Below are 23,380 nucleotides of genomic sequence, written 5' to 3'. Positions count from 1 at the left end.
TGCCCGTCCGGGTCAGAAAATAGATGTATCAGTGTCTTCTATTGGTGATGCCAAGAGCCTGAGAGGAGGAACTCTGCTCCTGACACCGATGAAAGGTATCAATGGTGAGGTGTTCGCAGTCGCCCAGGGAAGCCTGATTGTGGGCGGAGTTTCTGCTGAAGGGTTGGCAGGAACGGCGGATGCGCCCATCGCTGGTAGCCGTATACAGATTAACACTACCAACGGCGGTCGCATTCCCGGAGGTGCATTGGTTGAGCGTTCAGTGAAGAGCGCTTTTAACTTTGGGGAGCAGTTGGTACTGAATTTAAAAGAACCGAGCTATACCAATGCCCGCAGGGTAGTTACAGCCATTAATAATCACTTTGGCCCCAAAGTCGCCAATGCCAGCAATGGAGTTTCTATTCTGGTCTCGGCTCCCAGAGACAGTAGCCAGCGGGTGGCATTTATGTCCATGCTGGAAGGACTGAATGTTGAAACGGCAGATCCTTCGGCACGTATTATTTTCAATTCCAGAACAGGCACTGTGGTAATGGGCGAGCATGTTCGTGTTCGCCCGGCTGCAGTCAGTCATGGCAACCTCGTCGTTAAAGTCCGGCAGACAACCTCGGTATCACAACCAGGTGCATTCTCTCAGGGAGGTCAGACGGAAGCCATATTGAACAGTGATGTCACAATAGAAGAGCAGAATGCTGCCATCTATATGGTTAAAGAAGGCGTTACTTTGCAGGAAGTGGTCATGGCTATTAACGGTGTCGGAGCGACACCCACAGACTTGATGTCCATTCTCGAGGCTCTGAAAGCAGCCGGGGCTCTGGAAGCTGAGTTAATTGTGATTTAAATGGATTTACGATAAGGGCGTTCGATATGGATATTGGAAGCAGTCTGTCAGCTAAACATCTGGCCAATATTTATCAGCCGGAACCCGGTCAGGGAAAAGGTCCGGAAGACCTGAAAGAAGCAGCAGAGGCCTTTGAAGCCATATTTGTTAACGAATTACTCAAGAGTATGCGAAGAGCCAATGAAGCGATGATGAGCAGCTCAGACTTGCCGATGTCGGGTAAAGATGTGCAGTTTTTTCAATCGATGTTTGACAGCCATATTGCCGGACATCTGGGTAAAGAAGGCGGGCTGGGCATAGCTGAAGCACTGGTAAGGCAGTTGGGTGATAAAGACGACAGGCTTAATACTGAACGTTAATCGGGGTAGATGACATGAGTCTGACACAGATAGGTATTTCTGGATTACAGGCCAGCCAGACATCGCTTAATGTCGCCAGTAACAATATTGCCAATGCCGAAACAGAAGGCTATAGCCGTCAAAGAGTTTACTGGTTCCCGACTTACACTTTGCATCCGGGAGTCGGTACCAAGGGAACCGGTGTTAATGCATCCAGCGTCGACCGAATAGCCAATAGTTTTCTTACTGCCCAGATGTGGGAGAGTCAATCTCTGGCGGAAAAGACAGCCACTTTTTCGGGATACATCGACTCGCTGGATAAATGGTTGGGCGATGACAGCACATCGCTTACCTCAGGCCTTGAGAGTTTCTTTACAACACTTAATGGCGCAACGGTTGATCCTTATTCCAGTGCTGCCAGACAAGTCATACTCAGCGAAAGTAATAAGCTGGCTCAGCAGTTTACAACACTGAATAACCAAATTGTCGGTCATCAGGGTTTAGCCGGGAGGCAATTGGAGGCTTCGGTTGCAGAAGCGAATGGTTTGCTGGCAAATATAGCGGGCTTTAATGACCAACTAAAGAAGATCAGTGCCAGTGGTGAGGTTGCCAACGAGATGCTTGACCAAAGGGATCTCGCCGTCAAAGAATTATCAAAGCTGATGGGCATCAATGTTCTGGAGCAGCCTGATGGCAATCTCAATATTTACCTGAAATCAGGTCAGCCACTGCTGATCGGTGATCAGAGAAACAGCCTGAGTGTTACCGGCTCAGCCAGCCATCCTGATGGCTTTTCATTGGCGTTTGAAAGTGATTCTGCCTCCCTTCAGGTGCACGGTGATCCGGGGGGCAGCATTGGCGGCATCCTGAATTACCAGAATGGCACTTTAAGACAGGCTCAGAATGAGATTGGGCGTCTGGCAGTAGTCATAGCTTCGACGATCAATGCCCAGCTAAGACTTGGGGAGGATGTCAATGGCAACTCCGGCGTGGATCTTTTTTCTGATCTGACTAATCCTGCCAGTGGTATCTTTTCGCTGGATGTCGCCTCCACCTCAGTGTCCGATATGAGAATTACTGACAGTTCCCAGCTGAAAGCCAGTGACTATGATCTGCGGGTAGATAACACCGGCAACTATGTTATTACCCGGTTGAGCGATGGGGTTCAGTTCAGTGGCAGCTTGTCCGGAGCAGGTACTGATACCCTGAGTTTTGATGGCGTTGAGATTGATATCAACGGTGCCGCTACTGATCAGGCTTACCGGTTGTCACCGGTGCGTTATGGTGCAAGAGATATTGATGCTGTTCTGACGGAACCTTTTGCTCTGGCTCTGGCAGCACCGGGTAGTGGTGTGGCCGATAATTCGAACTTGCAGACAATTCTGCAACTTCAGAATGATGCTCTGATAGAGGGGCAAAGTAGCCTGACTGAAAGCTATACCCGGTTTATTGGCGATATTGCGGTACAAACTTCTCAGGCGAAAACAGAAGCCGATGGTGGTAAAAAACTGTTTGAGCAGGCTGAAGCAAGCCGCAATGCCTACAGTGGTGTCAATCTGGATGAAGAGGCTGCCAACCTTTTACGCTTTCAGCAACTCTACAGTGCTAATGCTCAGGTAATTTCAGTGGCCCGGCAGACATTTGATTCATTGCTCAGAATGTTCTGATAAAGACAGGGAGCCAAAAATATGCGTATCAGCAGCATCAATTTCAATAATGTCATGCTCAGGGCTATGCAGGACGGTATGGCCAGACTGGCTGTAACCAATGAACAGATGGCATCCGGAAAACGTATCCTGCAACCCTCGGATGACTCCGTTGATACAGTCAAAATTCTTCAGATCAAGAATGAAGTAACGGCTATAAAACAGTATGAAGATAATATTGATTCGGCCAGAAGAATACTGCAGCAGCAAGATGTTTTATACAGTGGAATGACTGAGCAATTATGGCGTGCCAGAGACATTATTTTGCAGTCCAGAAACGGCACTCTGACTGATCAGGACTATGAGCCATTGGCAGAGGAGCTGAATACGATTGCTCAGTCTTTGCTGAGCCTGGCCAATTATCAGCAGGCAGACGGGCAGTACATTTTCTCCGGAACCCTGAGCACTCAGAAGCCTGTTGACGAAGTCGCTGGTGATTATTCATACAATGGCAATAATAACCTTCGTCTGGTCAATATCAGTGGCTCTGCCCAGGTGACATTCAATGAGTCGGCAGAAAATCTATTTTTCGACCCAACCGCTACACCACCGATAGACAGTATCTTTGACGCCCTGTCTGGTGCGGTGGATGAACTGAGAAACCCTGTGAGTCTGAATGCCGTTCTGTCAGACGCGATGACATGGATTGATGCCACTCTGGACAGGGTAGGGATCGCCCAGACCAAGGCAGGCAGTAATCAGACTGTGCTTGATCGGGTGGGTGAAAGCCATGCCGATATCAAACTGATGCTGGAAAAACTTCATTCATCTCTGGAAGATGTTGATATGACGAAGGCCGCCACTGATTTGGCTCAGCAGCAGACCCTTCTCAGTGCCAGCCAGCAGGTTTATGCCAACATCAAGCAACTGTCTCTGTTCAATTATTTCTGACGGGCCATTGGCAAAAAAAAATCCCCATTTCAGGGAATTTAAGATTTTTTGACACCTTGCCGATTGGAGTTCTGTACCCATCACAGACGAGTGGTGAAAAGCATGCCGGGAATAAATCGCACCGGGTCAAAAAAAGCAGCCAGTCCAATAGCAGGCCAAAGTGCAGTCAAAAATGATGTAAAAGCAGCCGCGCCTCCCAAGGTCAATGATGATCGTTTAAGGTTGAGCGGTGAAGCCCAGAATATTGAAGAACTGTTCCAATCTCTGTCAGACATAGATGAAATTGACAGGAAAAAAGTGGAGAGCATTCGGCTAGCGATTAAAAAAGGAGAAATGCCGGTCGATTATCAAATGCTTGCCAACAAAATTCTGGAGCTTTCCGATGACTTTGATGACCACAGAAAAGAATGACAATAAAAGTGGTACTTATAGCGTTTCTGTTGAAAAAAAACTGCTGGGCAATATCCGTGATGCACTGGCTTTAACCCGCAAACTGGAAGTTGTTCTGAGCAAGGCCCATAACCTGATGCTGGAAAGGAATATTGCAGCTCTGGAAACGCATCTTGAAACTCAGGTCAAACTGTTGGACATGCTGCACCTGAATGCTTCCCTGAGAGAGCATTATTTGAAAGAAGCGGGGCTGTCACCGGACCCGGCAGGTATACGATCATTTCTGCAAATTATATGTTCTACACCCAAAGCTGAAGCCACACTGAAACAATGGCATCAACTGGAAATTACAGCAGGCCGCTGCCGTAGTCTGAATCAGGCAAACGGCAAGCTCTTGAGTCGTCTGGCGGCCAGCACTAACCAGATTATTGATGTGGTTTTTTCCAGTCAGGAACCCTCGCCCTATAACCAGCAGGGCATCTGTGAAAGAAAGCTGGGCTGATCAGCATGTTGTTTTCTGATGATTTGCGGCGATTTCGGAAACTGTTGATTTTTGGCCTCGCGATTTTTGGTTTCTCCTTGTTGCTGCTTTCCCGATCATCAGCCAACTCAGTCAGAGAATTCCCTCAGGAACTCACCCTGCATAAGTGGGAGTTGACCACTTCCCGTTTCCAGTGTCGCCTGAACAGCAACGTGACAGGGCTGGGCAGTATCGTTCTGAATGCGGCTGCCGGAGGTGTGCATTATATAACCCTGGAACCGGATTTTTTTATTAAAGAAGCCCGGCATATTCGTGTTGCGGTTCAACAATCCCCCTGGCGTCATAGCCATTACCTGAACGCTCTCGGAGGTGTTGAAGCAGAGCCGGATAAACAGTTTGAAATGAGAATCAATGTTGCCCGTGTTGTTGAAGATCTGCAGCAGGGGCATCAGCTGGTTGTTGAGATTCAGAGGGAAGCAGTAAACCCTGTTCATATTAAAATACCCGCTATGAATTTCCAAAAAACAGCAGCAACATTTTATCAATGTTATGGAGAATTGCTGGCTCTGAACTACGAACAGGCAAAAGAAACACTGCTCTATTACCCGTCATCAAGATCCCATATAAGCCCGGAACAATTGTCACATCTTGATGACCTGGCCACCTATATTCTGGTGGATAAAAGTATCACCAATGTTGCTATTGACGCTCACACAGACTCCCGGGGTGACAGGCTGGAAAACCTTCAGCTGTCAAAAGTGCGTGCAAGCCGGGTTTATAGATATTTACGATCAAAAGGTATTTCCGAACAGCGTCTTACCATGCGCTTTCATGGTGACCGCTATCCTGTAGCCACCAATACGACTGTTGCAGGAAGAAATAAAAACCGACGGGTAAAGATTACCCTGAGCCGCCGATAAATAATTCTGACAATAAATCGTCAACTGACGGAAAGAGCCTGTGCTTACCGGGCACTTTTACAGAACAACATTTCACAGAACAACAGTGGATGGCGGCTCAATGGACATCAAAGGTCTAAACCCGGATTCCCTCAGTGTACTCCTGAAAAACCGACCTGCTCCGATTTTACCTTCCTCAGTTGCATCTGAAGGCATGACTACCAACGGTTTTGGCAATCTGCTGCAACAGGCCATTGAAAAGGTTAATGATCTGCAACAAGAGTCCAGCGGCATGATGCACAAGATTGAAACCGGGGAAAGTGATGACCTCATGGGCACCATGATTGCCATGCAGAAATCCAGTATTTCCTTTCAGGCATTGATGCAGGTTCGCAATAAGGCAGTGACTGCTTACGAAGACATCATGCGCATGCAGATCTAAGGTAGAAAAATACCATGGCAGAATCAGAAACAAATGCCACCCCGGAGCAGGCACCAGAAGAAAAAGAAGTGAAGCCTGTTTGGCGTGAAGCACTGGACAGGGTGTCCGAAGTTCTGAAAAACAATCGTAACTATCAAGTGGTGCTGATGGTCTTGTTTGCAGTATCGGTTGCCCTGATGTCGGTTTTCTGGCTCTGGTCACAATCTCCGGATTACCAGCCACTGTATGGCAATCAGGAACTCTATGATGTGGCCAGTGTGGTCAATGTACTGGAACAAAACAGTATTGCTTATAAAATTCACCCGGCTTCGGGTCAGGTCATGGTGGATGTCGGCAGGCTCTCCGATGCCCGTATGCAGCTGGCTGTATCGGGCGTTCAGGCAAGAACGCCGGAAGGACTGGAAACGCTCGATGGGCAGGAAATCGGTACCAGCCAGTTTGTGGAAAATGTCCGTTACCGGCGTGGTCTTGAAGGCGAGCTGGCTCAGACCATTATCAGCCTGAAACCCGTCCGCAATGCCCGAATCCACCTGGCTCTGCCCAAACAGAGCAGTTTTATTCGCAAACAGGGAAAACCATCGGCCTCAGTGTTTGTCGATCTGTTTCCAGGATACAGGTTGAGCAATGAGCAGATTGAAGGCATTGTGAATCTGGTGGCCGCCAGTGTCACTAATATGAATCGCAGCGATGTTTCTGTTATTGACCAGTCCGGCAAACTGCTCTCTTCAGATGTTTTATTGGGTAACAGTGTGCTCAGTGAAGCCAGTAAACAGCTGGACTTCAAGCGTCAGGTTGAAGCTCATTTTCAACAGCGCATCAGTGCCCTGCTTGAACCTCTGGTGGGGTCTGTCAATTTCAGGGCCCAGGTTACCGCCAATGTGGATTTTGAACAGGTGGTGCAAACGGTAGAGCAATATGAGCCCGGTGCTCCCGTGTTAAGAAGTGAGCAGGGAAAGGAAGTGCTTAATAGCGGGCAGGGAGCCAGAGGCATACCCGGTGCTCTCGCTAATCAGCCACCGGAAGAAGGGGAGCAAGCTCAGGCGGAGCAGGGCAATAATACTCATTCAGAGTTTGTCCGCAACTATGAAGTAGACAAAGTGATCAGGCAGGTGGCCAATCAGCAGGGCAGAGTACAGAAACTCAGCGTTGCCGTTGTTCTCAATGAGCAGCCCGATGAAGCTCTGGGTATTGGTAATTGGGATCAGGCAAGAATTGCCACGATTCAACAAATGATTATTGATGCGACAGGTATTGATCAGGCTCGTGGTGATCAGATCAGTATTCATACCGCACCGTTTGTGCCAGTCACTCATGTTGAACCTGTCGGGCTGGCCTGGTGGCAACAGCCGCAGGTGCTCTACTACGTCAAATATGGTTGCGGTACTTTGCTGGGGATTCTTGTGATTATGTTTCTTTTAAGACCCATGATGAAACAGATCACTATCAAGATGGATGAGCCAGCCGTGTTACCTCAAATCTCTGAGGAAACGGATTCTACCCAGTTCGACCAGCAAGGCAGGAAAGTAATATTTGATGACACTTTTGATCTTTTGCCGCCTGAGTTGGCAGATTTTGAAACTCAGGTGACTCAGATGCGAGAACTGTCGTCCAAGGCCCCTGCCAGGGTAGCACAGGTGATCAAGCTATGGATGAACAGTTATGAGTGATAATCAAAGAACCTTGCCATCAAGGCCGCCGACTCCCAAAGACATTGCTATCCTGCTTCTCAGTCTGGGGGAAAAAGGTGCGGCGCAGGTATTCAAACACCTTAGCCAGCGGGAAGTTCGACAGATCAGCACGACCATGGCGACCATCGCACCCCTGAAAAGAGATCAGGTTCAGGAAGTTCTGGACCTGTTTTTCCACACTTATCGGTATGACAGCGCCCTTTCTGGTTCCTCCAAAGGATATATTGACAAGACCTTGAAGATGGCTTTGGGTGACAAAGAAGCCAAAGGTGTCATGGACTCTATTTTTGGCGGTGAGAGCAACAGTCTGGAAGCGATGAAATGGATGGACTCGGGAACCATCACCGAACTGATTGTTGATGAGCACCCGCAACTTCAGGCAGTGGTTTTGACCTATCTGGGAGCTACACAGGCTACCGACGTATTAATGCGCCTTCCAGCCAAAAGTCACCAGGATCTATTGTCACGAGTAGCCCGACTGCAGGAATTACATCCATCCATCCTTGAAGAACTCAACATTATATTTGATGCCAATATCGGCAAAATGAGCACCAGTCAGAATACCACCGTCAGTGGTCTTCGTCAGGTGGCCGATATAATGAACCGGATGAACGACACTTCGGTGCAGAGTCTGTTGAGTTACTTTAAGGAGCAGGATAAGAAACTGGCTGAGCAGATTGAACAACAAATGTTCCTCTTTGAACACCTTATGCGTCTGGACGAAGATGCACTGCGTAAGGTTATGGCGGAGGTCAGTCAGGATATTCTGGCTCTGGCGCTCAAAGGGGCCGCTCAGGAGATGATTGATGTCGTTGTAGGTACCATGACCAAGCGAAGCGCCAAATTCCTGCTTGAAGATATTGAAAATCTTGGCGCGGTTCGTGCCAGTCAGGTTCAGTCTGCCCGCAACGATGTGCTTCGGGCAGCGCGACAGCTGGCAGCATCCGGTGAGATAGAGCTGATCTTTAATGATGAGGACGAGATGATCGGTTAATGCCAATCAATACCCATCACTTTCTTCATACTAATAACAACAGGTTGGTTCATGACAAACAGACAAAAAATATGGCAGCCTGAAACAGCGGCCTTCAAACGGTTTCTCTTTCCGGTTCACCAAAAGCCCGGTGAGTTTCAGAATTCAGAAACATCAGAGGCTCCAGAGATAACTCAACAACCAGACTATAGTGCTTCTCAGCCTGTCGATAAGGTTCAGAATACAGTACCGACATCACAGGAATCCGTTGAACCCTCTGCTGAAGTTCTGCAAAGTATTCTGGAGCAGGGTATTGAGAAAGGCTATGCCAAAGGTGTGGAAGAAGGCCGTCGAATGGGCTTTGAAGAGGGCAGAGAGCTGGGCGTCAAAGAAGGTGGGCGTATTGCCACTGAGGAGCAGAAAAAACTGGTATCCCTGTTGCGAAAAGAAATGTCTGAATTTCGCTCTGGTGCCAGTTATGGTCGCGACGAAAAGATCAGCTGGCTTGGAAAAGTAATAGAAGAAACATGTCGCCAGGTGGTGCGTCGTGAGCTGATGACTTCTCCGGAACAGATCGTCTCTGTCATCAGGGAAACTCTGAGTATCATGCCTGAGGATGCTCAGTACACCATCCATGTGAATCCGGTCAACGCGGAGTTGCTCAAACAACTCAAGCCAGATTTTGGTGCGGCCTGGCAGGTCGTCGAAGATCAGGAATTACCAATGCACGACTGCCGGATCATTTCCAGCCAGACAGAAGCGGAAGCTCGAATGGAATCCCGGCTGGTGGAGTGTCTGGATATTATTCGTGAAAACTTGCCTGCCGCAATGGAGGACGCGGGTTAATGTCGCTCTCTGATGAACTTATTCAAAAACTGAAGTCAGTGCCTGTTGCCAAAATGTCCGGGAGGATATCGGCGATTAAAGGTCTTCTTCTGGAAGCTAAAGGATTACGATTACCCATCGGACAGCTTTGCCATATCAACATGCAGAGTGGCCGTCAGGTGGAGGCAGAAGTGGTTGGATTTGACGGTGCCAGTCAGTTTCTGATGCCTCTCTCAACGACAATGGAAGGTCTGGCTGCCGGAGACAGAATAATTCCCGTCTCTCTCAATCACACCATGCCTGTGGGTGAAGAGTTGTTGGGGCGGGTGGTAGATGCCATGGGTAAGCCGCTTGATTCCAATGTTCTGAGTTTATCTGACCGAATCTCAATTCATTCCTCCCCCTTGAATCCTATGAGCAGAAAGCCGGTCGATGAGCCACTGGAGGTGGGCGTAAGAGTGATCGACAGTCTGCTGACTTTAGGAAAAGGACAGCGAGTAGGGTTGTTTGCTGGCAGTGGCGTTGGTAAAAGCACACTGATGGGCATGATGACGCGCAATACCCGGGCGGATGTTACTGTTGTCGGTCTGATCGGTGAACGTAGTCGCGAAGTAAAGGAGTTTGTTGATCAGATTCTGGGTATGGAAGGTCGGGAAAAAGCCGTTGTGGTGGCTTCACCCGGGGATGAATCGCCTGTCCGCAGAATCCGTGCTGCACTTTATTGTCACCAAATAGCAGAGTATTTCAGAGATCAGGGCAAAACGGTTCTGCTGCTGATGGACTCCCTGACCCGATATGCCCAGGCTCACCGTGAAATTGCGCTGGCTGTGGGTGAGGCTCCGGCAGCGAAAGGTTTTCCTCCTTCAGTATTTAGCAAGATTCCGATACTGCTGGAGCGGGCCGGAACGGGAATAGGTGAAGGTTCAGTAACGGCCATCTATACCGTACTGGCAGAAGGTGATGATATGCAGGAGCCCGTGGTAGATACTGCCCGCTCCATTCTGGATGGACATATTGTGCTCAGTCGTGAGCTGGCTGAAAGAGGACATTTCCCGGCCATTGACCTGGAAGCCTCCATCAGCAGAACCATGTCTCAGCTGATAACAGAAGAACATGAAAAGTGTGCTCAGGCGTTCCGACGCTACCATGCCCGGTATAATGAGTTCAGAGAACTGATGGCGATAGGGGCTTACAAACCCGGAGCTGATCCTGAGCTTGATAAAGCGATTGAACACCGTCCGCAGATGGAGCGGTTTTTGCAGCAGAGCCGTTATGAACAGGTTGATCTCTCTGGTAGCATTCAACAACTGATAAATATCTGGCAGCCTGATCAGGTTGTTACCTCATGAGCAAGGCCCGGCGTCTGGAAAAAGCACAGTCCGCACTGGAAAAAAAGAGCCAGTTCACTGAAAGAGAGAAACAGCACGCAGAACAGAGTCTGGCCTCTCTCAATACCCAGAAAAAGCTGTTAAATGATGCCCGGAAATCCTGCGATAGTTGTCCGGGAGAAAAACTTTCCTCACTATCCTGCTGGAGCCGCAGTCAGTTTGTTGAATTGCTTGCAGATGTTTCTGTTTTGCTGGAAGAGAAGATTAAAGCAGAGTCTGGAAATCTTGAGCAAATTAACCAGCGGCTGGAAGAAGAACGCAGAATGACCAGCGGCGTTGAACATCTGAAAAACAAAGCAAACGAGCAACAGCAGCAAAAACAGCTTCGGGATGAACTTCAGGAGACAGACCGACTGCTGCAGCGCTCCCCTCGCTAATTCTGGCTTGCCTGTGTTAACCTGATATTTCGTCAGGTATTTTATGCAGGGAAGCATCTATGCCGCTTGTCATATCGCATTTCAGACCGCTTTTCAGATCATCCATCATCATCGCCTCTCTATTTTCTCCTCACACCTCTTCTGATACAAACCTTGCAAAAGAGATTGAACGCAGAGTGTATCAATCCGTTGAAAAAGAAGTGGCCGGTTTTATTCAATCGATTCCCGGTGCCCGCTATGAACTAAAAGTTCGCCCTCTTTCTTCCAGTAAGTCCCGAAGAACTTGCCAAGGCAATCTATCTGTCTCTGCAGGTTCCGGGACACGACCGCCTGTGGGGGCAGTCAAACGAATAGTCGAGTGCCCTGGTGAATGGCGAATGACAGTGATGGCTGAAAATAAAATTTTGGTACCCGTTATTCACAGTATCCGAGCACTGGCCAGAGGTCAGAGGCTGACCGCCGATGCTCTTCAGTTTCTGGAAGTCGATTACAGCAGGCTGAGAGGTCAGTTTTTTACTGAGATCAGTGAAATCAGGGGGAGAGTCATCAAACGCAGTATTGGTGCACAGAAACTGATTTCAGCCAATATGCTTGAAAAAGACTATGTGATTCGCAAGGGGGAAATTGTTCAGATTATTGCCGGCGGTAATGGATTAGAGGTTTCTATGTCTGGGGCATCTCTGGATGATGGCGAAATACACGAAACAATACGGGTAAGAAACCGGTCTTCCGGAAAAATTGTCCATGCAGAAGTGATCAGCACTGGGAAGGTTCGAATTCATCACTAATTTTTTTCTGAATACATTAATCAGCGTCTGATTAGGTGATTTATCAAAAAATTAATTAATCAGCAGATGATTTAGTCAGTAACCATTAAATTAACCCTTTCAGAGAATGATTTTATGAGCCGCGACATCGTTAATGCCCTTGTTCCGGGTACGTTACAGAGTAAAAACTGGTACCAGGCTTACCTGATTTTGCTTGGCCAGCTGTTTGCCTGGGCAAGGTTGTCGGAACTGGAGTTTTTGCCCGAGCGGGAGTTGCCAGACAAACATTCTGAACTCGAGCAGCTGTTCAGAGAAATCGGGCAGAGAAAAGTACCAGAGACTTTTGCCAATAGGGATCAACGTATCTGGCAAATAGCCTGGCAACAGGGAGATGAATTACCTGAACAGATCCCAGTCGATGAAATTACCCGAGCCTGCCACTCAGTGATGACCGCAAAGAGGCATAATTTACTGAAATACAATGAGATTCCTCTGGCCTTACATCATCGATTCAGACCACACTCCTTTGCATTGCCCGAAGCCATTGGCGGTTTGCTGCAAGCGTTGTCAGGATCAGGGGGCAGTTGTTATCTGCCCAATGCCGATAGCTTTATTTTGGGAGCGGATCTTGCGCTTACCGGTCAGGTTTATTCTGAGCAGTCCTCTATCAGTAAGTTGGATGCTCTGAGTGTTCTGATTAATCCGGATATTCATATTGCGCAGGGGCATCCGGTACTTGAGCCTGCTTTTTTTGAATCGGGCCAACTGCAAAAGTTTGATCATGGGGTAGGCCTTCTTACAGCAGACCGCCGTTACAAAGTGAATGAAGTCAGAGATATTTTCCAACGGCTGGATACCCGGGTTCGTAATGAAGAAATGCTTTTTATCCGTCATATGTTCTGGCGCTGTTCAGAGCAGGTTGTTATTGCTGTGTCAGGAGGATTTCTTCAGAAAAATACCGAGCATCATATTGCCTTTCGCCGCTGGTTATTAAAACAGAACAGGCTGCACGCTATTATTAAACTGCCTAAAGGACTGCTACCCGGGCGGGCCACACCACTCTACGTGCTTGTAGCAAAACGACAAGTTACTAACAATATGCATTTGATAGACGCCAGCAGCGATTATTTTAAAGCGACTCCTGTGCGCAAAAAAGGAGCAGCCAGAATTCAGTTGAATAATGTCGATGTCATTCTGGAACAAATGAATGAGGAAACGGCTAGCCCCCGTTTCTCAAAAAAAGTGGATAAAAGGCAGCTCATTCAGGGCAGTGTTATTCTCGATCCCGGACATTATTGTGCTGACACCCGACGCATTGATTTACTCGGCAAGCCCGTCGCTGCCACTCATTTAGAGTCATTGGTTGATATCATAAGAGCTCAGGCTCTACGTGATAATAATCTGGAAAAACAGACTTTTCTGGAAGTGACAGCCAATGACATTAATGAGGCTGGAGAGGTTGAGCACCCTGAAAAAGAAATTCATGTTGATGAAAAAGGGCTGAAACGAGCAAAACAACAATTACTGCGACCAGGAGATGTTCTTGTGGTCATTAAGGGACAGGCGGGGCGAATTGCCATCGTACCCGATGTCTGTGGATTAAACTGGGTGGCTAATCAGTCCTTTGTCATTTTACGACTAAAGCAAAATACTTATCTCAATAGTTCTATTGTTTTATTTCGGTTCCTGCGTTCACAAACGGGTAAGATATTGCTTGATAGTATTTGTACAGAAAGTCAGGTACCGTTTATTCATGGCAATGATTTAAAACAACTTCCTGTTCCCGAGTGGTCTTCCTTTGAACAGCAGCAGGCAGAACAGTCTCACAGAGAAATTCTCAAACTCTATGCCCAGGTTCGCTTTATTCGTGATAAAGCCCGAATGATAGAAAATGAACTGCTAAAAGAAGCTTGATGCCAGGGTACCCATAATCATGGCCCAGCCGTCTACCAGAACAAACAGCATCAATTTGAAAGGCAGCGAAATCATCTGGGGCGACAGCATAATCATGCCCATGGCCATCAGAACACTGGCAACGACAAGATCAATCACCAGAAAGGGAATGTAGATAACAAAGCCAATTTGAAAAGCAGTTTTCAATTCACTGGTCACAAAAGCGGGAATGGCGATGGAGAAAGGCGTATCTGCAACATTTATCGGTGGAGTGGTATCGGCAATTTGATAAAACAATTCCAGATCCGTATCTCTGGTCTGGCGCAGCATAAAATCTTTGACTGGAATGCCTGCCTGTTTTAAAGCCTCCATCAGTGTTAAATGGTCATCCAGATAAGGTTCAACCGCTTGGGCATAAACAACCCCAAATAATGGTTGCATTATAATCAGGGTCAGTGCCAGTGCTATACCCAATAAAACTTGAGTGGGCGGTGTCTGTTGTAAGCCCAGAGCCTGACGCAGAATTGCCAGAACAATAATAATCCGGGTAAAAGACGTCATCATTAACAGTGCAGCAGGAATAAAGCTCAGTGCCGTCATCAGAATCAGAATCTGAAGACTGGCGCTGTATTCCTGAGAATCACCATTACTGGTGACCGTCATTAATGGAAAGCCTTCCTGCGCCCAGATGGGTGACGAAGTCAGGAGCAAAGTCAGGCCACAAAGGGCATAGATCAGCGACCTCATAAGTACAGATCAGGCCAGTTTTTTCAGACGTTCTGATTCGCTGATTACATCCAGCAGGCGAATGCCGTACTTGTCGTTGATCACCACAACTTCGGCGTAGGCTACCAGAGTGCCATTGACTTTCACTTCCAGAGGCTCGGAGGCTTCTTTTTCCAGCTCAACAATTGAGCCTTTATTAAGGTGCATTAGCTCACCAATGTTTATTTCTGTGCTGCCCAGTTCCAGAGACAGTGTCACCGGAATGTCAAGAATCATGCCCAAGTCACTGACTGACTGCGGCAGGTTGTTGGTATCTTCTAACTCTCTGGAGGTGGTTTCTGATTCCAGACTGTCCTGAAGACTGACACCATCTTCTGCAGGTTGTGGCGAGGCCATTTCCTGCTCGTTTTCATTTTCTTCATTACTCATAAACGTCTCTTCCTCGGTCAGACTTTAGTCTGTCTCTTTTGAATACAGAGATTTAAGAATTTTCATGGCCAGCATATTATTCACAGTGCAGACGTCAGCACGGTAAGCTGGAATGCCTGCGAACTTGACCGTGACACTGCTGGGAATATCTGCCTGAATGATCTGTCCGGCTTTCAGCCTTAGCACATCGCGAAGGCTCAGCTTCAACTCGCATAATCGGGCAGAGACTTCCAAAGGCGCCTGCATAACCCCGGCCATCATGTTACGTTGCCAGGTGGGGTCCTGTTCAGTGAATTTAAAGGCCTGCAGCTTTTCTCTAACCGGTTCCAGAGCCTGATAAGGCATGATGATATGAAATGGGCTTTCCGTGGAGCCCAGGGAAATAGTGAAGCGACTCAACAGGATAATCTCGGTATCCGAGCGAAAAACGGTGGAAATGGGGCGGTTATGATTTTCAGCAAGGCGTATTTTGAAAGAAAGAATACTACTCCAGGCTTCGGTCTGATCATCCGCCGCAGATTTTAGCAGGCGTTCCATGATGCGAATCTCGGCGTTAGTCAGCTCCTCTTCATGGCTTTCGTGAAACTCGCCGGTACCACTGAAAAAAATGTCCACAAGAGAATATAAAAGCGGTGTCTCTATGGCCATGAAACCAGCACACTTCAGTGTTGTAGAGCGGTAGATATATTGCACATCAGGTATATCTTCCTGATGCAGATAATCACCGATTTGCAGGGAATCTACAGATTCAAAATGAACATCTACCGGTCGACGAAAAACAGCAGTGAGACTGTGACGAAATAATTGGGAGAATCGCCGGTAGATCAGTTCAAGGGTTGGCAAAAGGTCATGAATCTTATAATCCGGGTTTGTCAGATCATAAGTTGTCAGATCCTTGAATTTTGAAGGCGGGTGAATACGGCGAGTCTTTGTTTCACCCGATAGGCTGGATTTGGTATTGTCTGATAAAGATTTCCGTTCCATGGGAAATTCCATATAACTGGCTTATAACCAGATAATTCTTGTTATTAAAAAACATACCGCTATTAGCTGATAAAGACAATCAGCCAATCTTGCCTACCACAATGACTTCTTTATTTTCAGGGATTTCATTAAACGACAACACATGCATGCCCTCGGTACATAAGCGGGCATATCTGGCCATGGCCGGGCGAAGTGATGCATTGACCAGCATAACAGGCACTTTTCCTTCAGCAGCAAGGTTGGCAGAAACTTCTGGCATTTGAACCTGCAGTTGCTCCGCAATTCGTGGTTCAAGTGGCAGTGTGTCAGGGGAAAAGTCGTTACTCTGTCGGGCCTGTTGGTAACTTTGCATAATGATCTGTTCCAGCTCTGAGCTCATGGTGACAACCGGTATTTCAGAGGTGTTACCTACCAGGTTCTGAATAATGCTGCGCCGCAGGGCAATACGAACTTCAGAGGTCAGCAAGTGTGGTTCTGTAATCCGTTCAGACGATTCCAGCAGGGTGCTGGCGATGGTTTGAATATCGCTGACAGAGACATCTTCGGTCAGCAAATCTCTGAGTATCCGGGAAAACACACTCATGGATAGTTTCTTGGGAATAAGATCTTCAGCCAGTTTCGGGGAATAGTGCGTCAGCTTATCCAGCAGTTGCACCACCTCATCATGCCCAAGCAGCTCACTGGCGTGTTCATCAATAATTTTATTAAGGTGTGTAGCAATAACTGTCGCAGCGTCGACTACCGTGTAACCAAGTCCAACGGCATGTTCTCGCTCGGAAGTTTCAATCCAGAGTGCTTCCAGTCCGTAAGCAGGCTCTGAAGTGGCAATACCATTTATCTCACCAAACACTTCACCGGGATTGATCGCCAATAAACGCATAGGCTCAATCTGTCCTTCGGCGACAATGACACCCTTGAGCAAGATGTTGTAGCTGTCTGGTTTCAGGTTCAGGTTATCTTTCACGTGCACACTGGGAATCAGAAAGCCCAGCTCCCGGGATTGGGTTTTACGAATGCCTTTAAGTTGAGTGAGTAATTGTGCACCCTGTTTTTCATCTGCCAGAGGAATGAGTTTATATCCCAGCTCAAGCCCCAGGGTATCTACCGGGGGAATATCTCCCCATGACCAGGGTGTAGATTCACCAACATCTTCTGTATTGGCCTGAGTCGGGCTGGATTCGGGATCATCCTTCTGACTTTTGCTGGTCCACCAGGCCAGAAAAGCCACAATTAAGCCCAGGCTGAGAAAGGGCACATGGGGCATACCTGGAACAATACCTATCACCATTAAAATCATGGCAGTAAGGCCCAAAGCTTTTGGAGAAGAAAACATCTGCTCGGAAACCTGATGCCCCACATCTGCAGATTCAGAAACACGGGTCACCATGATAGCCGCAGAGGTGGACAGAAGCAGCGAAGGAATCTGAGCCACCAGGCCATCACCAATCGTCAGAAGAGAATAAACAGCAAAGGCTTCCCCGGCGGATAACCCCTGACCAATGGTGCCTATCAGCATTCCACCAATGATATTGATGGCAAGAATAAGCAGACCGGCCACAGCATCGCCCCGGACAAACTTGCTGGCACCGTCCATTGAGCCGTAGAAGTCTGCCTCCCGACGTACACTTTCCCGCCGGTCGTGCGCTTCCTGCTGATCAATAACGCCGGCATTGAGGTCTGCATCGATGGACATCTGCTTGCCTGGCAGAGCATCGAGAGTAAAGCGGGCGGTCACTTCAGAAATACGACCAGCGCCTTTAGTGACCACGACAAAGTTGATAATCACCAGAATAAAGAACACCACCAGTCCGACGACGTAACTGTTGCCAATAACGACCTCACCAAAGGATTGAATCACCTTTCCGGCAGCGCCATTGCCGGTGTGTCCATTGAGGAGAACGACCCGGGTCGATGCCACGTTCAGGGCGAGGCGCAATAAAGTGGAAACCAGCAGGATGGTTGGAAACACGGCAAATTCAAGAGGCCGAAGTGTGTAGATACTGACCAAAAGGATAAGCAGCGACAATGCGATGTTGAAGGTAAAGAATACATCCAGCATAAAAGGCGGCATGGGCAGTGTAACCATACCGAGCGTCATCAGAACGATCAGCGGAATCCCGATATTCAGGTTGCCGCTTTTGGGCGACATCATGTATAGCAGACGTTGAGCTTCCTTGATCATTGTCTCTTTTTATCCCATTTTTCCCGGAAGGCACTGGGGATTTCCGGTATTGGTAAATCGGGTGCCTTGCCTCTGCGTCCGGCCTGAAAGTCATTCAGATGATGGACGTAAGCCAAAATTTGAGCAACGGCCAAAAACAGGTCGTCGGCTATTTCCTGATTCAACTGTGTCGTATGATAAATCACCCGGGTTAACGTCGGAGACTGTACCACCGGTTTATTATATTCCCGCGCTACAGCACAGATGCGCAGGGCTACCCGGTCAACTCCTTTTGCCACGACATAAGGGGCTCTGGCCTTATCCAGATCATACTTCAGAGCTACAGCAAAGTGAGTTGGGTTGGTGATTATTACATCTGCTGAAGGAACGGCCTGCATCATTCTGCGGCCAGCAATTTCCTGTTGCTTCTCTCGCAGTTTTGAACGAAGTTCTGGCTGACCTTCAGACTCCTTCATTTCATCACGCATTTCCTTGTGTGTCATGCGCAGTTTTTTCATGTGGTTCCATCTTTGAAAAGGCACATCGATAAAACAGATCAGCAGCAGGGCGCTGACCAGAATTGTGATGGCCATGGCCAGATGGCTCAGCCCCTCTGACACTGCATGAACGAGCGGCAGCCGGTTCAACCAGAGTACATCCCGAAAGAACCACTGATTAATGAGCCAGAGAGAAAAAGCCAGCAGCGAGATTTTGGCAATGGACTTTAGCAACTCAATCATGGAGTTGGCAGAAAACATGCGTTTAATGCCTTTGAAGAAACTGATGCGTTCAGCCTTGGGTCGTATCTGTTTATTTGAGAATATCCAGCCTCCTAAAGCCGCTGAAGCGGCTATTGAAGCCAGAATGACAATCAACATAAAGGGCAGCAGGCCGGAGAAGCCCTGAGTTATGCTGATGATCAGGTGCTCCGTTAGCCAGCTTTCCTGACGCAATGCGTCTCTTTCAAACCTGAAGCTTTTGTGCATAACCTGAAACAGCTGGTCACGAATGAGCCCACCACTGAGCCAGAAAGCGGCCAGAGTTGAAGCCAGTAGGGCAAAGGTGACCAGTTCCCGGGATCGGGGGACCTGACCTTCGTCACGGCTCTTTTGAAGTTTTCGTTCTGAGGGTTCTTCTGAGCGTTCCCCGGTCTGTCCTTCTTCTGCCATCTTGAAATACCTAAAGAACCAGAGATCGTAGAATTGCCAGAACGGTCTGAGTCAATCGCGTGAAGACACCGTTCAGGGTCGAACTGATCAGCATCAGAATAAATATGCCTGCCAGCATGGTCAGAGGAAAACCCAGACTGAAAATATTGAATTGCGGAGCTGAGCGGTTCATGACACCAAAGGTGAAAGTGACAATTAATAAGGCAACAATGGCAGGTAGAACCATCAATAGTGCGCTGGCAAACATCCAGCCGCCCATGGCGGGCATTTGGTGAATATCCAGTTGACTGACAGAAAAGGGTGCAATGGGAATGGTATTAAAGCTCTCTACAACAATAGAAATGACGACCAGATGCCCATCAACCGCCAGAAACATCAGGAAACTCAGTAGCTGGAATACCTGGCTGATAACCGGAATCTGGGCGCCATTCATCGGATCGAACATGACCGCCATACCCAGACCCATCTGCAGGGAGAGCATCTGACCGGCGGAGGTGAAAATAGCGAAATAGATTTGCAGTACCATCGCCATTAAAAGCCCGACAGCCAGCTGTTGTGCAGTGATCAAAAGGGCTGCACCCGATAATGGTTCAACAGCGGGCACCGCAGGTAACATAGGGGCAACAATAATAGTGATGGCCATCGCCAGAATAACCCGGATTCTGGGTGCTACTACCTGGCTACTGATAATGGGCATCGCCAGAAAGAGTGCACCGATACGAAAAAATGGCCAGAGATACTGACCGATCAAGCCTACCACCTCAGAGAAGGTAAAGGTCCCCATCAGGCCAGCATCTCCGGGATAAATTCATACAACCGGAGAAACAGATCCATAAATTCCTGAATCAGCCAGGGGCCAGTGAGGCCTATAGTGACCAGTGTCGCCAGCAAACGGGGCAGGAAACTGAGGGTTTGTTCATTGATTTGAGTCGCTGCCTGCAGTGTGCTGACCACAAGGCCAACCAGCAGTCCGGGCATCACAATTACCGAGACCATCAGAACAATGAGGGTCAGCGCATCACGAAAAAGGTCTGCCACAACTTCCGGTGTCATGGGGTTTCCTCTGGATAAAAATAAATGCGTTATAAATATATAAAAACATTTTTTTACTTTAAAAACGACTTAAAGAAATGACAAATTTTGTTAAATATTCTCCTTACGCGATTAATTAAAAAAAACGGCAGCTCTATTTAAGAAATTCAGAATCCCTTCCGAGTGGTACTTATCAACAGGCAGTACGTTGAAGTAATCAAGCGATTAAACCTGAATAGGGAATTAGTAAAATGGCAATGACCGTAAATACCAATATCTTCTCTCAGAATGCCCAGCGTAATTTGGGTAAGACTGAGACGGGTCTTCAGACCGCCATGCAGCGTCTGTCTTCTGGTATGCGTATTAACAGTGCTAAGGATGATGCCGCCGGTTTGCAGATTGCGAATAAAATGGCTGCACAAATTGGTGGACTGGGTGTCGCTATCCGAAATGCCAACGATGGCATCTCCATGGCACAGACTGCTGAAGGTGCTATGAGCGAGATCACTAACTCTTTGCTGCGTATGAGGGATCTGGCTTTGCAGGCATCAAGTGGTACCTATGAGGCTGCTGATGTGACTGCCCTGCAAGCCGAATACGATGCTCAACTGGCTGAGATTACCCGTATTGCCTCAACGACTGAGTTTAACGGGACAACCGTTCTTGGTGCAGGTACTGTCGAAATTGCCGTTGACTATACCGATGCTACCACCAATAACATAGACCTCAATTTTACTGCCGTTGCGCTGACGGCTGTTACCTTTACCGATGCCGCCACAGCTCAAACGGCAGTGGGTGCATTGGATGTCGATATTGCCGCCTACGACGCTGTTCGGGCCAGTCTTGGTGCATCCCAAAACCGACTGACCACTACCGTCAATAACCTTTCAAATATCCGTGAAAACCTGAGTGCTTCCAGAAGCCGTATCGTGGATACTGATTTTGCTGCAGAAACAGCGAATCTGAGTAAGTATCAGGTCATGCAACAGGCCGGTACTGCTGTGTTGGCTCAGGCTAACGCTATACCTCAGAACATTCTGTCTCTGCTGCGATAATCGCTTCAGGACAGTTTGTAAAATTCAGTCAGCTTTAATGCTGATCGTCTTTGTGGGAGCTAACCAGCTCCCATTTTTTTATAGAGCTGTCTGTTATTCGGTTATGTTTCTCAAAGCAGTGCCGACTGAATAAAAGCAGGCATTAATCAGAGGCTGATTATGTTCAGTTTGAATGGCATTTTCTCGGGACTCGATGTGAGCTCCATGGTGAACGCTTTGGTGGAGGCTGAGCGTGCTCCGACCGAAAGCCGTTATGCCCGCAGAGAGGAGGCCTTTAACGTGGAACTCTCTGCTGTTGGGACGCTAAAGTCTGCTCTGGATGATTTTAATACCCAGATAGAAAGCCTGAACAGCATCAGTAAATTCAGTCCCAGGGCAGTCAGCATCAGTAATGAGTCAGTTCTGAGTGCAACTGTTTCCAGCAGCGCCGGGGCAGGCAGTTATCAGTTTTATGTGGATCAGCTGGCCACCCGCCATCAGACGGTATCCACATCTATTGCTTCAGATGCCACCGTTGGTTCCGGAACGGTCAACCTCTCGGTTAACGGTGAAAGCTTCTCTGTTGTTATCGAACCGGGAACAGAGAGCCTGACTGATGTACGTGATGCCATAAACAATGCTGCTGATAACTCCGGAGTGCAGGCAACAATTATCAATGAAAGCGGTCAGCAACGTCTTATGCTGACTAGCGAGAAATCTGGCGCAGCAAACACCATAACGAGTGATTTCAGTGGCCTTTCCGGTGGATCAGAAACTCTGGGATCCTTTACCGACTTGCAGGTGGCAGTCGATGCCAGCATACGGTTTGGTTCAGGGGCCTCTGCCATCACTATTACTTCCGAAGATAACCAGCTCGAAAATCTTATTGATGGCGTCACGCTTGATTTGAAAGCCGTCAGCACAGATCCGGTAACCGTAAATATTTCCATAGACAAAGACAGCCTGAAAGAGTCTATGCAGGGGTTTGTGGATGCCTGGAACAATGTTAAGTCTACCCTTGATAACCTGACGGATTTCAACGGTATTACAGCGGGGCCTCTTAATGGTGATGCCCAGGCCCGGGCTATTGAGGGACAGTTGAGAAGTGTCATCAGCTCTTTATACGGTGAAGACGGTGACACATTCAGAACGCTCGGGCAATTGGGGCTGACAACCACCGAAGACGGCTCGTTAAATCTGGATTCCGATAGTCTGGATGAAGCTCTGGCTAACAACTTTGATGAATTGGCAGAAGTGCTGGCCGGTGAAGATGGCTTAATGAGTCAACTGGCAGCCGTTCTCACACCTCACCTTGAAAGTAGCGGAACGCTTGACAGTCGGGAAGACAGGATTAATGAAGGCTTGAGTGATATTGAAGATGATCGTGCCGCACTGGAGTTGAGACTGGAACGAACCCGCAGTTATTACCAGAATCAGTTCCTGACGATGGAAAGTATTCTGGCATCACTGAGTGGAACCAGTGATTGGATCACCAGCAGTCTGAATAGTCTGAATAACAATAATTCCTGATCATGGAGGGGTCATGAAGCAAAAAGGTCTGGGTGCTTATAAACAACAGGAAAAAGCAGGTGTAGAAGCGTCTGATTCTGTTCAGCTGGTGGGTGTGTTGTTTACTAAACTGATGGACAATCTGGCTAAGGCAAGCCACTACATTGAGCGAAAAGATTTTACCAACAAGTCGGATCGACTCTCCCTTGCCATCGAAATTCTGCTGGTACTGGAACAGTCACTGGATTTTCAAAAAGGCGGTGACTTAGCCGACAATCTTCAATCGTTATATCTCTATTGTATTAGACGTTTAACAGATGCCAATACAGGTAATGATGTGTCCGCTATCAGTGAAGTGATGGGGCTGTTAAAAGAAATTCAGGAAGCCTGGACTTATATTTCCACACCTCAAGCTGCGATGGCAACTATCCAGTAACGGG

Annotated in this window: 25 protein-coding genes; 18 read left to right on the top strand and 7 right to left on the bottom strand. The window is 48.0% G+C overall.

What is annotated here, in order from left to right:
- The 15 genes from flgI to KDK17_RS10945 form a co-directional block, all read left to right on the top strand.
- Positions 1-838, top strand: an 838-nt coding sequence (flgI, locus tag KDK17_RS11015; protein WP_257288092.1) for a flagellar basal body P-ring protein FlgI, incomplete at its 5' end; no start/stop codon positions are given.
- Positions 839-864: 26 nt separating this feature from the next.
- Complete coding sequence (locus tag KDK17_RS11010; RefSeq protein ID WP_257275887.1) at positions 865-1,197, top strand: rod-binding protein; 333 nt, start codon at positions 865-867, stop codon at positions 1,195-1,197.
- Between the two features lie 14 nt (positions 1,198-1,211).
- On the top strand, positions 1,212-2,843 hold the full coding sequence (gene flgK / locus KDK17_RS11005; RefSeq protein ID WP_257280608.1) for a flagellar hook-associated protein FlgK: 1,632 nt from the start codon (positions 1,212-1,214) through the stop codon (positions 2,841-2,843).
- Between the two features lie 21 nt (positions 2,844-2,864).
- On the top strand, positions 2,865-3,773 hold the full coding sequence (flgL, locus tag KDK17_RS11000) for a flagellar hook-associated protein FlgL (protein WP_257275890.1): 909 nt from the start codon (positions 2,865-2,867) through the stop codon (positions 3,771-3,773).
- 102 nt (positions 3,774-3,875) lie between these two features.
- Positions 3,876-4,184 carry a flagellar biosynthesis anti-sigma factor FlgM gene (flgM, locus tag KDK17_RS10995; protein WP_257275892.1) on the top strand — a complete coding sequence of 103 codons (309 nt, stop codon included), beginning with the start codon at positions 3,876-3,878 and terminating at the stop codon, positions 4,182-4,184.
- Complete coding sequence (flgN, locus tag KDK17_RS10990) at positions 4,156-4,665, top strand: flagellar protein FlgN (protein ID WP_257280609.1); 510 nt, start codon at positions 4,156-4,158, stop codon at positions 4,663-4,665. Before flgM ends, flgN begins: the two co-directional genes overlap by 29 nt.
- A 5-nt stretch (positions 4,666-4,670) precedes the next feature.
- Entirely contained in the window at positions 4,671-5,564 is an 894-nt protein-coding gene (locus KDK17_RS10985; protein ID WP_257288091.1) for an OmpA family protein, read from the top strand.
- A gap of 100 nt (positions 5,565-5,664) precedes the next feature.
- Entirely contained in the window at positions 5,665-5,985 is a 321-nt protein-coding gene (fliE, locus tag KDK17_RS10980; RefSeq protein ID WP_257288090.1) for a flagellar hook-basal body complex protein FliE, read from the top strand.
- A 14-nt stretch (positions 5,986-5,999) separates the two neighbouring features.
- The gene (fliF, locus tag KDK17_RS10975; RefSeq protein WP_257275898.1) at positions 6,000-7,652 is read left to right on the top strand and encodes a flagellar basal-body MS-ring/collar protein FliF; all 1,653 of its coding nucleotides are present in this window, start codon (positions 6,000-6,002) and stop codon (positions 7,650-7,652) included.
- On the top strand, positions 7,645-8,667 hold the full coding sequence (gene fliG / locus KDK17_RS10970; RefSeq protein WP_257275899.1) for a flagellar motor switch protein FliG: 1,023 nt from the start codon (positions 7,645-7,647) through the stop codon (positions 8,665-8,667). Before fliF ends, fliG begins: the two co-directional genes overlap by 8 nt.
- A gap of 51 nt (positions 8,668-8,718) precedes the next feature.
- Complete coding sequence (locus tag KDK17_RS10965) at positions 8,719-9,492, top strand: FliH/SctL family protein (protein ID WP_257288089.1); 774 nt, start codon at positions 8,719-8,721, stop codon at positions 9,490-9,492.
- Positions 9,492-10,820, top strand: coding sequence for a FliI/YscN family ATPase (locus tag KDK17_RS10960; protein ID WP_257288088.1), 1,329 nt, complete (start codon positions 9,492-9,494; stop codon positions 10,818-10,820). The genes KDK17_RS10965 and KDK17_RS10960 overlap by 1 nt, the downstream gene beginning before the upstream one ends.
- Entirely contained in the window at positions 10,817-11,236 is a 420-nt protein-coding gene (locus KDK17_RS10955) for a hypothetical protein (RefSeq protein WP_257288087.1), read from the top strand. The genes KDK17_RS10960 and KDK17_RS10955 overlap by 4 nt, the downstream gene beginning before the upstream one ends.
- A 59-nt stretch (positions 11,237-11,295) precedes the next feature.
- The gene (flgA, locus tag KDK17_RS10950) at positions 11,296-12,024 is read left to right on the top strand and encodes a flagellar basal body P-ring formation chaperone FlgA (RefSeq protein ID WP_257280613.1); all 729 of its coding nucleotides are present in this window, start codon (positions 11,296-11,298) and stop codon (positions 12,022-12,024) included.
- Between the two features lie 114 nt (positions 12,025-12,138).
- Complete coding sequence (locus tag KDK17_RS10945; RefSeq protein WP_257280614.1) at positions 12,139-13,917, top strand: N-6 DNA methylase; 1,779 nt, start codon at positions 12,139-12,141, stop codon at positions 13,915-13,917.
- On the opposite strand, the gene fliP is transcribed toward KDK17_RS10945, so the two are convergent.
- The 7 genes from fliP to KDK17_RS10910 form a co-directional block, all read right to left on the bottom strand.
- Complete coding sequence (gene fliP, locus KDK17_RS10940) at positions 13,903-14,643, bottom strand: flagellar type III secretion system pore protein FliP (RefSeq protein ID WP_257275752.1); 741 nt, start codon at positions 14,641-14,643, stop codon at positions 13,903-13,905. The two genes, KDK17_RS10945 and fliP, sit on opposite strands and share 15 nt — an antisense overlap.
- A gap of 9 nt (positions 14,644-14,652) precedes the next feature.
- Entirely contained in the window at positions 14,653-15,051 is a 399-nt protein-coding gene (gene fliN / locus KDK17_RS10935) for a flagellar motor switch protein FliN (protein WP_257275751.1), read from the bottom strand.
- Positions 15,052-15,075: 24 nt separating this feature from the next.
- Positions 15,076-16,035, bottom strand: coding sequence for a flagellar motor switch protein FliM (locus KDK17_RS10930; RefSeq protein WP_257275750.1), 960 nt, complete (start codon positions 16,033-16,035; stop codon positions 15,076-15,078).
- A gap of 79 nt (positions 16,036-16,114) precedes the next feature.
- The gene (flhA, locus tag KDK17_RS10925; protein ID WP_306670780.1) at positions 16,115-18,217 is read right to left on the bottom strand and encodes a flagellar biosynthesis protein FlhA; all 2,103 of its coding nucleotides are present in this window, start codon (positions 18,215-18,217) and stop codon (positions 16,115-16,117) included.
- Positions 18,214-19,365 (bottom strand): flagellar biosynthesis protein FlhB, encoded by a 1,152-nt coding sequence (gene flhB, locus KDK17_RS10920; RefSeq protein ID WP_257275749.1) that lies wholly within the window; start codon positions 19,363-19,365, stop codon positions 18,214-18,216. Before flhB ends, flhA begins: the two co-directional genes overlap by 4 nt.
- A 10-nt stretch (positions 19,366-19,375) precedes the next feature.
- Positions 19,376-20,149, bottom strand: a complete 774-nt coding sequence (fliR, locus tag KDK17_RS10915; protein ID WP_257288086.1) for a flagellar biosynthetic protein FliR — start codon at positions 20,147-20,149, stop codon at positions 19,376-19,378.
- Positions 20,149-20,418 (bottom strand): flagellar biosynthetic protein FliQ, encoded by a 270-nt coding sequence (locus KDK17_RS10910; protein WP_257275747.1) that lies wholly within the window; start codon positions 20,416-20,418, stop codon positions 20,149-20,151. Before KDK17_RS10910 ends, fliR begins: the two co-directional genes overlap by 1 nt.
- Before the next feature lie 230 nt (positions 20,419-20,648).
- Here KDK17_RS10910 and KDK17_RS10905 point away from each other — a divergent pair, with 230 nt between their 5' ends.
- From KDK17_RS10905 to fliS, 3 genes are all read left to right on the top strand, one after another.
- Complete coding sequence (locus KDK17_RS10905; protein WP_257275746.1) at positions 20,649-21,452, top strand: flagellin; 804 nt, start codon at positions 20,649-20,651, stop codon at positions 21,450-21,452.
- Positions 21,453-21,611: 159 nt separating this feature from the next.
- Positions 21,612-22,961: a flagellar filament capping protein FliD gene (fliD, locus tag KDK17_RS10900; RefSeq protein ID WP_257275744.1), complete on the top strand. Its 1,350-nt coding sequence runs from the start codon at positions 21,612-21,614 to the stop codon at positions 22,959-22,961.
- Between the two features lie 13 nt (positions 22,962-22,974).
- Positions 22,975-23,376, top strand: a complete 402-nt coding sequence (gene fliS / locus KDK17_RS10895) for a flagellar export chaperone FliS (protein WP_257275743.1) — start codon at positions 22,975-22,977, stop codon at positions 23,374-23,376.
- Positions 23,377-23,380: the final 4 nt, after the last annotated feature.

Origin of the sequence: Endozoicomonas sp. SESOKO2 (assembly GCF_024606245.1) — a bacterium.
Taxonomy (GTDB): Bacteria; Pseudomonadota; Gammaproteobacteria; order Pseudomonadales; family Endozoicomonadaceae; genus Endozoicomonas_A.
The sequence above is the reverse complement of the archived record's forward strand: the minus strand, read 5'-3'. Positions and strand labels throughout refer to the sequence as shown.

Coding starts and splice junctions, on each gene's coding strand:
- KDK17_RS11010 (WP_257275887.1), top strand. CDS start 865: ATGGATATTGGAAGCAGTCTGTCAGCTAAACATCTGGCCAATATTTAT.
- flgK (WP_257280608.1), top strand. CDS start 1,212: ATGAGTCTGACACAGATAGGTATTTCTGGATTACAGGCCAGCCAGACA.
- flgL (WP_257275890.1), top strand. CDS start 2,865: ATGCGTATCAGCAGCATCAATTTCAATAATGTCATGCTCAGGGCTATG.
- flgM (WP_257275892.1), top strand. CDS start 3,876: ATGCCGGGAATAAATCGCACCGGGTCAAAAAAAGCAGCCAGTCCAATA.
- flgN (WP_257280609.1), top strand. CDS start 4,156: ATGACTTTGATGACCACAGAAAAGAATGACAATAAAAGTGGTACTTAT.
- KDK17_RS10985 (WP_257288091.1), top strand. CDS start 4,671: ATGTTGTTTTCTGATGATTTGCGGCGATTTCGGAAACTGTTGATTTTT.
- fliE (WP_257288090.1), top strand. CDS start 5,665: ATGGACATCAAAGGTCTAAACCCGGATTCCCTCAGTGTACTCCTGAAA.
- fliF (WP_257275898.1), top strand. CDS start 6,000: ATGGCAGAATCAGAAACAAATGCCACCCCGGAGCAGGCACCAGAAGAA.
- fliG (WP_257275899.1), top strand. CDS start 7,645: ATGAGTGATAATCAAAGAACCTTGCCATCAAGGCCGCCGACTCCCAAA.
- KDK17_RS10965 (WP_257288089.1), top strand. CDS start 8,719: ATGACAAACAGACAAAAAATATGGCAGCCTGAAACAGCGGCCTTCAAA.
- KDK17_RS10960 (WP_257288088.1), top strand. CDS start 9,492: ATGTCGCTCTCTGATGAACTTATTCAAAAACTGAAGTCAGTGCCTGTT.
- KDK17_RS10955 (WP_257288087.1), top strand. CDS start 10,817: ATGAGCAAGGCCCGGCGTCTGGAAAAAGCACAGTCCGCACTGGAAAAA.
- flgA (WP_257280613.1), top strand. CDS start 11,296: ATGCCGCTTGTCATATCGCATTTCAGACCGCTTTTCAGATCATCCATC.
- KDK17_RS10945 (WP_257280614.1), top strand. CDS start 12,139: ATGAGCCGCGACATCGTTAATGCCCTTGTTCCGGGTACGTTACAGAGT.
- fliP (WP_257275752.1), bottom strand. CDS start 14,643: ATGAGGTCGCTGATCTATGCCCTTTGTGGCCTGACTTTGCTCCTGACT.
- fliN (WP_257275751.1), bottom strand. CDS start 15,051: ATGAGTAATGAAGAAAATGAAAACGAGCAGGAAATGGCCTCGCCACAA.
- KDK17_RS10930 (WP_257275750.1), bottom strand. CDS start 16,035: ATGGAACGGAAATCTTTATCAGACAATACCAAATCCAGCCTATCGGGT.
- flhA (WP_306670780.1), bottom strand. CDS start 18,217: ATGATCAAGGAAGCTCAACGTCTGCTATACATGATGTCGCCCAAAAGC.
- flhB (WP_257275749.1), bottom strand. CDS start 19,365: ATGGCAGAAGAAGGACAGACCGGGGAACGCTCAGAAGAACCCTCAGAA.
- fliR (WP_257288086.1), bottom strand. CDS start 20,149: ATGGGGACCTTTACCTTCTCTGAGGTGGTAGGCTTGATCGGTCAGTAT.
- KDK17_RS10910 (WP_257275747.1), bottom strand. CDS start 20,418: ATGACACCGGAAGTTGTGGCAGACCTTTTTCGTGATGCGCTGACCCTC.
- KDK17_RS10905 (WP_257275746.1), top strand. CDS start 20,649: ATGGCAATGACCGTAAATACCAATATCTTCTCTCAGAATGCCCAGCGT.
- fliD (WP_257275744.1), top strand. CDS start 21,612: ATGTTCAGTTTGAATGGCATTTTCTCGGGACTCGATGTGAGCTCCATG.
- fliS (WP_257275743.1), top strand. CDS start 22,975: ATGAAGCAAAAAGGTCTGGGTGCTTATAAACAACAGGAAAAAGCAGGT.